General features: G+C 53.0%; 11 protein-coding genes. All 11 read left to right on the top strand.

Going from position 1 to position 9,976, the window contains the following annotated elements; genetic code table 11:
* Positions 1 to 114, top strand: a 114-nt coding sequence (locus B3W37_RS03080) for a 30S ribosomal protein S2 (protein WP_483174777.1), incomplete at its 5' end; no start/stop codon positions are given.
* Between the two features lie 101 nt (positions 115 to 215).
* On the top strand, positions 216 to 869 hold the full coding sequence (gene tsf, locus B3W37_RS03075) for a translation elongation factor Ts (protein ID WP_483171119.1): 654 nt from the start codon (positions 216 to 218) through the stop codon (positions 867 to 869).
* A 26-nt stretch (positions 870 to 895) separates the two neighbouring features.
* Entirely contained in the window at positions 896 to 1,612 is a 717-nt protein-coding gene (gene pyrH, locus B3W37_RS03070; protein WP_483174752.1) for a UMP kinase, read from the top strand.
* 4 nt (positions 1,613 to 1,616) lie between these two features.
* Positions 1,617 to 2,174, top strand: a complete 558-nt coding sequence (gene frr / locus B3W37_RS03065) for a ribosome recycling factor (protein WP_481040038.1) — start codon at positions 1,617 to 1,619, stop codon at positions 2,172 to 2,174.
* A gap of 96 nt (positions 2,175 to 2,270) precedes the next feature.
* Complete coding sequence (locus tag B3W37_RS03060) at positions 2,271 to 3,014, top strand: isoprenyl transferase (RefSeq protein WP_481040037.1); 744 nt, start codon at positions 2,271 to 2,273, stop codon at positions 3,012 to 3,014.
* Positions 3,007 to 3,795, top strand: a complete 789-nt coding sequence (locus B3W37_RS03055) for a phosphatidate cytidylyltransferase (protein WP_483171123.1) — start codon at positions 3,007 to 3,009, stop codon at positions 3,793 to 3,795. The genes B3W37_RS03060 and B3W37_RS03055 overlap by 8 nt, the downstream gene beginning before the upstream one ends.
* Before the next feature lie 36 nt (positions 3,796 to 3,831).
* On the top strand, positions 3,832 to 4,956 hold the full coding sequence (gene ytvI / locus B3W37_RS03050) for a sporulation integral membrane protein YtvI (protein ID WP_483171124.1): 1,125 nt from the start codon (positions 3,832 to 3,834) through the stop codon (positions 4,954 to 4,956).
* Positions 4,946 to 6,124 (top strand): 1-deoxy-D-xylulose-5-phosphate reductoisomerase, encoded by a 1,179-nt coding sequence (locus B3W37_RS03045; protein ID WP_481040031.1) that lies wholly within the window; start codon positions 4,946 to 4,948, stop codon positions 6,122 to 6,124. The genes ytvI and B3W37_RS03045 overlap by 11 nt, the downstream gene beginning before the upstream one ends.
* Positions 6,125 to 6,162: 38 nt before the next feature.
* Complete coding sequence (rseP, locus tag B3W37_RS03040; RefSeq protein WP_483171126.1) at positions 6,163 to 7,194, top strand: RIP metalloprotease RseP; 1,032 nt, start codon at positions 6,163 to 6,165, stop codon at positions 7,192 to 7,194.
* Position 7,195: 1 nt separating this feature from the next.
* Positions 7,196 to 8,281 carry a flavodoxin-dependent (E)-4-hydroxy-3-methylbut-2-enyl-diphosphate synthase gene (ispG, locus tag B3W37_RS03035; RefSeq protein WP_483171127.1) on the top strand — a complete coding sequence of 362 codons (1,086 nt, stop codon included), beginning with the start codon at positions 7,196 to 7,198 and terminating at the stop codon, positions 8,279 to 8,281.
* Between the two features lie 15 nt (positions 8,282 to 8,296).
* Positions 8,297 to 9,976: proline--tRNA ligase (locus B3W37_RS03030; protein ID WP_483174751.1), on the top strand; the 1,680-nt coding region annotated here is incomplete at its 3' end.

Genomic DNA, 9,976 nt, shown 5'->3' with positions numbered 1-9,976 from the left:
ATCGATTATGTCATCCCCGGCAATGACGATGCCATAAGAGCCGTAAAATTAATATCTTCTAGAATCGCCGATGCTGTTCTGGAAGGCAAACAAGGGGAACAGGTAAACGCATAACAGAGAGGGGTGCAGGGCTTGTTCCTACACCCCTTCTTTTTGGCTATAAAGATCTTATACGGACTGTTTAAGGATACACCGGAAATAGGAGGAATTGGATAATGGAAGTTTCAGCAGCAATGGTAAAGGAATTGCGTGAAAGAACCGGCGCGGGCATGATGGACTGCAAAAACGCCCTGGTATCGTGTGAAGGGGATGTTGAGAAGGCCATCGATGAACTGCGGGCCAAGGGGCTGGCCAAGGCCGCCAAGAAAGCCGGCCGGATAGCCAGCGAAGGTTTGGTGGTTTCATATATTCATGGCGGCGGACGCATTGGGGTTCTGGTGGAAGTCAACTGTGAAACCGATTTTGTGGCCAAAACCCCGGAATACAAACAGCTGGCTTATGACATCGCCATGCAGATAGCCGCCTCCAATCCCACTTATGTCAGGCGCGAAGAGGTCCCGGCCGTAGAAATGGAGCGGGAGCGCCAGGTATTGAGAGCCCAGGCCCTGGAAGAAGGCAAGCCGGAGAAAATCATCGAGAAAATGATCGACGGACGCATCGAAAAGTACTATAAGGAAAACTGCCTCATGGAGCAGCCCTTTATTAAAGATCCTGACAAGACCGTGGAACAGCTCATCCATGAAACGATCGCCCGCATCGGCGAAAATGTCAATGTGCGCCGTTTCGCACGCTATGAGGTGGGCGAAGGCATTGAAAAAGAAAAGGCTGATTTTGCCTCAGAGGTTATGGCCCAGATTCAATCCAAATAATGGGACAGAGCGGGGAGGTTGACAGTTTGCGGAGCCCCAAATACAAACGCATCATTCTCAAACTCAGCGGAGAAGCCCTGTCTGGGAATGATAGTTACGGCATTAATCCAGAAACCCTATCCACCATCGCCGCCCAGGTTATTGAGGTGGCTCAATTGGGGGTAGAAGTAGCAATAGTGGTTGGCGGGGGCAATATCTGGCGTGGGGTGGCCGGCAGTGCCAAAGGCATGGATCGTGCTACCGCTGATTTCATGGGTATGCTGGCAACTGTCATCAATGCCCTGGCCCTGCAGGACGCCCTGGAATCGAAGGACTACCCCACCAGAGTGATGTCAGCCATAGAGATGAGGGAGGTCGCCGAACCTTATATCAGGCGGCGGGCCATCCGCCATCTGGAAAAAGGCCGGGTGGTGATCTTTGCCGCCGGGACCGGCAACCCCTACTTCTCTACCGACACTGCCGCAGCATTGCGCTCTGCGGAGATCGAAGCCGAAGTAATTCTGATGGCTAAAAAGGTTGATGGGATTTATGACAGCGATCCGGTGGTAAACCCCGAGGCCAAGAAATTCACCGCACTGGATTATATCGATGTTATCAATATGGGCCTTGGGGTGATGGATTCCACGGCCGCCTCACTGTGTATGGATAACAACATCCCCATTATTGTCTTTGATTTGAATCAGCAAGGCAATATCTTAAAGGCGGTCATAGGGGAGAAGATTGGCACTTATGTAGGGAGGTAAACCGATGATCAGAGATATCATTAACGATGCTGAAGACCGCATGAAAAAGAGTATGGAGCATCTCACCAAAGATCTGGCTTCATTGAGGGCAGGGCGTGCCAATCCTGCCATGGTGGAAAAGCTCAGTGTGGATTACTATGGGGTCGGCACACCCATAAACCAGCTGGCTAATATAACCGTGCCGGAAGCCCGGCTATTGGTGATTCAGCCCTGGGATAAGTCCATAATAGCCGATATAGAAAAATCTATCATGAAATCTGATCTGGGGATAACCCCCAGCAATGATGGCAATGTGATCCGCATAGCCATACCACAGCTCACCGAAGAACGGCGCAAAGAGCTGGTCAAGGTGGTCAAGAAGAGGGCTGAGGAGGCCCGGGTTGCGGTGCGCAATATTCGCCGTGAAGCCAATGACATGCTCAAATCCAGCGAGAAAGACAAACTCGTCTCCGAAGATGAGAGCAAAAAGGGCGCCGACGAAGTGCAAAAACTGACCGACCGGTATGTCAAGAACGTAGACGCCATTCTGCAGACCAAGGAAAAGGAAATCATGGAGGTATAGTTGCGGGTTTTATTTCCAGTCTAGTGCGGTTATAATATTGAGTAAACTACTATACCCCCTCATGGGGGTATTATCGTTTCGGAGAGAAGGGATAAAGTGGGTGCTGGGAGCGAGGATCTGCCACGCCATATTGCGGTGATAATGGATGGCAACGGGCGCTGGGCCAAAAAGCGGTTAATGCCCCGGACCATGGGGCACAGAGCAGGTATGAGCGCTTTAAAGCGACTGGTTAAGTCGATGGGCGAGCTCAATATCCCCTATCTGACGGTTTTTGCTTTTTCCACAGAAAATTGGCGGCGCCCCACTGAAGAAGTGGATTACCTGATGAACCTCCTGGTGGAATACCTGTTTAAGGAACTGCAAGAACTCCATGAAAACAATGTAAAAATCAATATACTGGGGGATTACCGTTTATTGCCACCGAGGTGTCGGCTGGAATTGGAAGAGGCCTTGAAAAAAACCAGGAATAATGACGGGTTAACCTTCAGCATCGCCCTCAATTATGGAGCCAGACATGAAATCCTGGCTGCAGTGAAGAAAGCCGCCGCTTTGGTGGCTGGTGGAAAGATGTCGGCCGATGCCATCGATGAGGGTTTTTTTTCGTCATTGCTGTCCACTGCCGATCTGCCTGACCCGGACCTGCTGATCCGCACCGCCGGAGAGATGCGCATCAGCAACTTTTTGCTCTGGCAGATCGCCTATACCGAAATATGGGTAACCCAACGGCTGTGGCCCGATTTCAGCCAACAGGATCTCTTGCAGGCCATCGCTGATTTTAAGAACCGGGATCGCCGTTTCGGCGGACTGAGCCGACAGGATAAAGGTGAAAAACATGTTTAAAACCAGGGTAATCACCGCCCTGACCGGCGTCACCATCATCCTGTTCTGCCTCTATCAGGGCGGAATGTTTTGGAAAGGCCTGTTTTTCGTTATGGCGGTAGTATCGCTTTACGAATATCTAGACATGATGAAGCACAAAAACATTCCGGTACTGTGGCTGCCGGGTTATGGCCTTTTGCTCCTCTTGTGGGCTGCTCCGCTCCTGTCTGAAGAGTTGATCTGGGCAGGTCTTACGGCAGTCGGCCTGGCGATGGCGGCTTTCGGGGTATGGTCCTATCCCCGCATTACTATCGCAGAGCTTTCCTTAAACTTGTTCGGGCCGTTTTACCTGGGTTTAACCCTGCAGTATTCCCTGCGCGTGTTAAACCTGGCCGATCCTTTTTTGATCATGCTGTTGGCTCTCCTGTTGACCTGGGCCAGCGATGTGGGGGGCTATGCGGTGGGCATGTTATGGGGGAAGCGCAAGCTGGCGCCTCAATTGAGCCCCAAAAAAACCTGGGAAGGCGCTCTGGGCAGCGTGTTATTCTGCCTCTTTATTGCGCTGACATATGCTCATTTTACTGCGCTAGCTCCGGTAAAGAGCGCATATCTTATAATATTAGCACTGCTGGCCAGCCTGGCAGCCCAGCTGGGTGATTTATTTATGTCGGCAATAAAACGTTATTTCGGTGTTAAGGACAGCGGTTTTATCATCCCGGGGCATGGCGGCATGTTAGACCGCTTTGACAGCTTTATCTTGGTACTGCCGCTGGTATACTACGGCTTTCATTTCCTGATGTAGCACCAGCCCAACCATATATAAAAAGGAGGGTGCCAGATGGATCCGGAATTGCTCAAATACACCAAAACTTTTATCAAACTGGGAATTGCTGTTCTGGTTCTGGTGATAATCTATCTGTTCATGTCGGTTGTGGCCCCTGCCCTGATTGCTGTTTTGGCCCGGCTTCCCGAGGTGTTCCTGCCTTTTATCATCGCAGTTTTGCTGGCGGTATTGATTGAGCCCCTGGTGGTGTTTTTTGAGGTAAAACTGAAGTTTAACCGCGCCCTGGCCACATCAGCCAGCCTCCTCCTGGTGGTAGGGGCCTTTATTTACCTGGTTTCGCTGGTGGTCTCGGTGGTGATCAGCGAGATAACCCGTCTATTCCCGCTGCTGGCGAATTATTCGGATCAGGTGGCGGCGCAGATCATCGACGCCGTCAGCAATTTTCAATGGTTTTATGTACAGCTCAATCTGCCCCCTGCCGCCCAGGCGGCTATCGAAAACAATCTGCAGAAAGGCGTGGATGTGCTTTCCGGCTTAATGAACAGCACCATTGACGGCCTGACCCAGTTATTGTTGATACTGCCCGGACTCCTGGTTTTCATGATAATCACCACCGTAGCCACTTATTTTATTATCAATGACCGTTCCGTGATCAGAACCTTCATCCTGAGCAGCCTGCCAGGGAGCTTCCGCTCTCAGACCAATAATGTGGTAACCCAGCTATTTCAGGCTTTGACCGGCTTCGCCAAAGCCTATAGCATTCTCATCACCATCACAGCCATCATCACCATGGTCTCCCTGAAGCTGCTGGGAATTAAATATATCCTCACCATCGGGCTCCTGGTAGGGCTTTTGGATATCATGCCGGTGTTAGGCCCCGGGGTGGTATTTCTGCCCTGGGCTTTATACAATATCTTGGTTGGCCAGACCGGTCTGGGGGTAAGCCTTCTGGTGATTTATTTGGTGATTTCAGGGGTGCGCCAGGTTTTAGAGCCTAAAATAGTAGGAGACAATATAGGCCTTCACCCCCTGGCCACTTTGATCTCTTTATATGTCGGCTTGCAGCTGGCCGGAACCACCGGACTCATCCTGGGCCCGGTGCTGCTGGTCATACTGATCGCCAGCCACCGGGCCGGCATGCTGGAGCGTTTTGATTGGAGGAAAAAAAATGAGGTCTGACGGCAAAACCGGAGTGGTGGTATTGGGATCAACTGGATCGATCGGCCGCCAGGCCCTGGATGTGATCGATAAATACCGGGATCGTTTCAGCCTGCTGGGCATAGCGGCATATAACGAAGCAGCCTTGCTGCAAGAACAGATAGCAAAATTTCAGCCCCGGATGGTGAACGTAACCGACCAGAGGGCATATATGGCCTTAAAAGCGGGCTTGCCTGCAGGAACAGGGCTATCCCTGGGTATGGAGGCCATGTGTGAACTGGCTGCCTGGCCTGAAGCCGATATTGTCCTGGTGGCAGTAAGCGGGGCTATAGGCATAGAACCAACCCTGACCGCGATTGCAGCCGGCAAACGGGTGGCCCTGGCCAATAAAGAAACCCTGGTTGCAGCCGGGGATCTGGTAATGCACCGGGCGGCCCGGGAGGGAGTCATGATTTTGCCGGTGGACAGTGAGCATTCCGCGATTTTTCAATGCCTGGCCGGGGAAGAAGCCCATTTGCATAAGATCTGGTTAACCGCCTCCGGCGGGCCGTTTCGTGGTTATTCACCGCAGCAGATGCGGAATGTAACCGTAGCCATGACCCTCAAGCACCCCACCTGGATGATGGGGCCCAAGATTACGGTCGACTCGGCCACCTTGATGAATAAAGGACTGGAAGTGATCGAAGCTCACCATCTCTTCAAGGTGGATTACGATTCCATTGAGGTGGTGGTACATCGGGAGAGCGTGGTACACTCCCTGGTGGAATTTACCGACGGTTCCTTCCTGGGCCATTTAGGGCCGCATGATATGCGCATCCCCATACAGTATGCGCTGACTTATCCGGAGCGTATGGAGAGCCCGGCAGTAGGCCTGGATCTCACCGCTTTGGGAGCGCTGCACTTTGAAAAGCCTGACCGGGCGAGCTTCCCGGCTCTGGACTTAGCTTATCAGGCCGGCAAGGCCGGGGGTACCATGCCGGCGGTTATGAACGCTGCCAATGAGGTGGCGGTCTCGGCTTTTCTCGCCCAGCAATTGAGTTTTATGGGTATCGTGGATGTGGTCACTGCGGTGATGGAAAAACATCATCAGAAAGCGGCTTCGGATTTAGAGACTATTCTGGCTGCAGACCGATGGGCCAGAAAAGAGTCTGAAATGATAATACAGCAGCTGGCTGCAAAACGGGTATAATGATAATTATAGATTAGAGTCCGTAAAGGAGGCATACGATGTCAATTATCCTCACTGTGATAGTACTGGGTGTTCTTATTTTTGTTCATGAATTAGGACATTTTCTTACCGCGCGTGCGGTCGGCATCCCGGTTTATGAGTTCGCTCTGGGTTTTGGCTACAAAGTGATCTCATTCACCAAAAACGGGGTGGAGTATTCTTTACGGCTCATCCCCCTGGGGGGGTTCGTACGCATGGCGGGGGAAGAGCCCGGAGACAATGAAGACCCCAACGGCTACAGCCACCGCACCCCTCTGGAAAAGATCAAGGTGGCGGTGGCCGGGCCTTTTATGAATCTTTTCCTGGGCCTTTTGATCTTTATATACAGTTATGCTTTTATCGGATTGCCTTCAGCCACTAACGAGCCGGTAATCGGCAGAGTCATAAGCGGCGAACCGGCTGCGGCCGCAGGCGTTCAGCCCGGAGACCGGGTCCTGGCCATTGACGGGGAGGCCATCGGCTCCTGGGAACAAATCACCGCTGTGATGAGCCAGAAGCACCCCGGTGAGAAGATCACCCTCACCATTCAGCGTCAGGAACAGACTATGAATCTGGAGATGGCGCCGCGTCAGAGCAGCAGCACCGGGAATCCGGCTATCGGGGTTATGGGTCAGGTTGTATATGAAAAACAAGGTATTTTACAATCCATATCCTATGGCTTTCAACAGACCTTTATGCTGACCGGGGCTTTGTTAAGCGGCTTATGGACCATCATCACCGGAGCCGCCTCTTCCGGCGATCTGGCCGGACCGGTGGGGATCACTATGATGGTAGGGGAGGCGTCGCAGTATGGGGCCATCTTCTTGCTATCGTTCATCGCTTTTTTGAGCATTAATCTGGGGATCTTAAACCTTCTGCCCATACCCGCTCTGGATGGAGCCCGGGTGGTATTCGCCCTGGCCGAGCTGTTGCGGCGCAAACCCATTGATCCGGAAAAAGAGGGTTTCATTCACTGGCTGGGGTTTCTTTTCCTGATGCTGATTATAGTTTTCGTAACCTACAACGATATACTGCGATTGATAAAGGGTTAGTATGATGAGAAGGAGAACCCGGGTCGTCAAGCTGGGCGGGCTGCTGATCGGCGGAGGCCACCCGGTGTCGGTGCAGTCCATGACCAGCACCGACACCAGAGATATCGCCAAGACTGTCGCTCAGATTCAAGCTCTGGAAAAGGCGGGCTGTGAACTCATAAGGGTGGCGGTGGTGGACCAAGAGGCCGCCCAGGCGATAGCCGAGATTAAGAAACACATCACGATCCCTCTGGTAGCCGACATTCACTTTGATTACCGCCTGGCTTTGCTGAGCATCGCCTCGGGATGTGACGGCCTGCGTCTAAATCCCGGCAATATTGGGGCAGCCTATAAAGTCCAGGAAGTGGTGAGGGCCTGCCGGGACAGGGGCATACCGATTCGTATCGGGGTTAACGCCGGTTCTTTGGACAAGATCATAGCTCAAAAATACGGAGGCACAACCGCTCATGCCCTGGTGGAGAGCGCCCTGGCCCATGTGAACATACTGGAGGCCATGAATTTCGACAACTTAAAAATATCCCTGAAAGCCTCTTCCGTACAGCTGACCGTCGAGGCTTACCGGCTGATCAGTGAAATGGTCGACTACCCGCTGCACATCGGTATCACCGAGGCCGGCACCATGGAAAGGGGTTTGATCAAATCATCCCTGGGCCTGGGCATCCTTCTGGCCGAGGGGATCGGCGACACTATGCGGGTGTCTTTAACGGCCGATCCGGTAAACGAGGTATGGACGGCCTACGAAATTTTGCGTGCCTTGGGGCTGCGTCAACGCGGGGCCGAACTGATTTCCTGCCCCACCTGCGGCAGGTGTGAGATAGATCTGATAAAAACCGCCCGGCAAATCGATCAGCGGCTGCGGGAAATAGCGGCGCCCATCAAGGTGGCGGTGATGGGATGCGTGGTCAACGGGCCCGGCGAAGCGCGCGAGGCCGATATAGGGGTGGCCGGGGGCAAAGAAGTCGGGTTGTTGTTCAAAAAAGGAGAAGTCATCCGCAAAATTCCGGAGAGTCAATTGACTGAAGCATTGCTTGCGGAAATCATCGCACTCTTGGAGCAAAATGAAGAATCTGCCAAATCGCCTGAGTAAGGAGGAGGTTATATAATGCGCTGTTCCCAGTTGTTTTATCCGACCCTGAGAGAGGTGCCCAGCGAAGCTGATGTAATCAGCCATCAATGGCTGTTAAGAGCCGGATTTATTCGCAAGACCACATCCGGGGTGTATACCTACCTCCCCCTGGGCTACCGGGTTATCAAAAAGATCACCGAAATCGTGCGCCAGGAGATGGATCGGGCCGGTGGGCAAGAGGTGATGATGCCTATCGTTCAGCCCGCTGAATTGTGGCAAGAATCCGGCCGCTGGGATGTTTATGGAGATGAGATGTTCCGCCTGCGGGATCGCCATCAGCGGGCTTACTGTCTGGGGCCCACCCATGAAGAGATTATCACCACCCTGGTGGATGCGGATGTTCACTCTTACCGGGATCTGCCCCTGTTGTTGTATCAGATCCAGAACAAGTATCGTGATGAGATAAGGCCCCGTTTCGGATTGATGCGCGGCCGCGAATTCATCATGAAAGACCTGTACTCTTTCGATGTGGATCAGGAAGGACTGCAGGTCTCTTATGAGAAAATGCGCGAGGCCTACAATCGCATTTACCAGCGCCTCATACTGTCCTATCGCATGGTTGAAGCTGACAGCGGCGCCATCGGGGGCAATGCCAGCCACGAATTCATGGTTCTGGCTGAAACCGGAGAATCCGAAATCGTCTATTGCGACAGCTGCGAATATGCCGCCAATGTGGAAAAAGCCGTGTGCAGCCCGGCTGCAGCCGGAGAGGCTGCGGGAGGTCGGGAATGCGGTGAAATGGTTACCATCTCTACTCCCGGCCTGAGGACCATCGCCGACCTGGCTGAACATATGGGCATCCCTGCGGAGGAGCAGGTCAAAACTCTTTTCTACACCGCTGATCAGGTGTTGGTGGCGGCGTTGGTGCGGGGCGACCGGGAACTCAATGAAATCAAGCTTAAAAACGCCCTAGGATGCAATGAATTGCTGATGGCCGACGAGGCTCTGGTGCGGCAACAGTGCGGAGCCGGATTCGGCTCTCTGGGTCCGGTGGGGTTAAAAGTGCCTCTGTATGCGGACCTGGAAGTGCCTCTGATGGCTAAAATCAGCTGCGGCTGCAACCGTGACGACTATCATTACAGTCAGGTGAAATTCGGCCGTGATTTTGAAGCCACAGCCGTTTTAGACCTGCGTTCGGCAGAGGTTGGAGACCCCTGCCCCCACTGTGAAGGCCATCTTCTAAAAATGCGGGGTATAGAGGTGGGGCATATCTTTCAGTTGGGATTGAAATACTCCCTGGCCATGGGCGCCGCTTATCTTGACAAAGACGGGCAGCAGAAGCCTTTTGTGATGGGGTGCTACGGCATCGGGGTATCGCGCACCATGGCGGCCGCGGTGGAGCAAAACCACGACCAGGACGGCATCATTTGGCCGCTTCCCATAGCCCCCTACCAGGCTATTGTGGTGCCGGTCAACGCGAACAAAGCTGAGCAATGGGAGGCGGCCTGGAGGGTTTATGAACAGCTAAAGAACCTGGGGGTTGAGGTCTTGATCGACGACCGCGATCAGCGCGCCGGGGTTAAATTCAAGGACGCTGATCTGATCGGCATACCCCTGCGCATTACCATTGGCCCCAAATCATTGCAGGAAAACCAGGTGGAATTGAAGAAGAGATGGGAAAGTGAAAACCGGCTTATTGATATCGACCAGGTAGCC

The organism is Syntrophomonas sp. UBA5494 (assembly GCF_002426325.1).
The sequence above is the reverse complement of the archived record's forward strand: the minus strand, read 5'-3'. Positions and strand labels throughout refer to the sequence as shown.

Excerpts from the sequence above, each read along its gene's own strand:
- B3W37_RS03045 (WP_481040031.1), top strand. The coding sequence starts at position 4,946 with ATGAGGTCTGACGGCAAAACCGGAGTGGTGGTATTGGGATCAACTGGA.
- frr (WP_481040038.1), top strand. The coding sequence starts at position 1,617 with ATGATCAGAGATATCATTAACGATGCTGAAGACCGCATGAAAAAGAGT.
- ytvI (WP_483171124.1), top strand. The coding sequence starts at position 3,832 with ATGGATCCGGAATTGCTCAAATACACCAAAACTTTTATCAAACTGGGA.
- B3W37_RS03055 (WP_483171123.1), top strand. The coding sequence starts at position 3,007 with ATGTTTAAAACCAGGGTAATCACCGCCCTGACCGGCGTCACCATCATC.
- ispG (WP_483171127.1), top strand. The coding sequence starts at position 7,196 with ATGATGAGAAGGAGAACCCGGGTCGTCAAGCTGGGCGGGCTGCTGATC.
- rseP (WP_483171126.1), top strand. The coding sequence starts at position 6,163 with ATGTCAATTATCCTCACTGTGATAGTACTGGGTGTTCTTATTTTTGTT.
- tsf (WP_483171119.1), top strand. The coding sequence starts at position 216 with ATGGAAGTTTCAGCAGCAATGGTAAAGGAATTGCGTGAAAGAACCGGC.